This is a genomic window from Paraburkholderia sp. RL18-085-BIA-A (genome assembly GCF_046027075.1).
Classification (GTDB): domain Bacteria; phylum Pseudomonadota; class Gammaproteobacteria; order Burkholderiales; family Burkholderiaceae; genus Paraburkholderia.
This window is the reverse complement of the sequence record NZ_JARESU010000664.1, coordinates 1-358: the sequence shown is the minus strand read 5'-3', so window position 1 is coordinate 358 and position 358 is coordinate 1. Positions and strand designations below refer to the sequence as shown.

Annotated in this window: 1 protein-coding gene; it reads left to right on the top strand. The window is 61.7% G+C overall.

What is annotated here, in order from left to right; all coding sequences use genetic code 11:
- A partial coding sequence (locus P0D89_RS54305) for an efflux RND transporter permease subunit (RefSeq protein ID WP_408371598.1) occupies nucleotides 1-358 on the top strand: 358 nt, incomplete at both ends.

The following is a 358-nucleotide window of genomic DNA, read 5'->3' as shown; positions in this document are numbered from 1 at the left end:
TCTGATGACGTTGCGCACCCTGCTCGACTGGCAGATCGCACCAAGGCTGCGCCAGGTGCAAGGCGTGGTCGACGTGAATGTGAACGGCGGCCTCCTGAAGACGTACGAAGTGCAGGTCGACGACAATGCGCTCACACGTTACGGCCTGTCGGTCGGCGACATCTTCAATGCGGTGCAGATGAACAACGGCGCAACGGGCGGCGCGACAATTGAGCACAACGGCGGAGAATCGATCATCCGCGGCGAGGGGTTGCTGCGTAACACAAGCGACATCGGCAACATCGTGCTGCGTACCGCCGCGGGGGGCACACCGCTTTACGTTCATGACGTGGCGCATGTCGACGAAGCGCCAATGCCT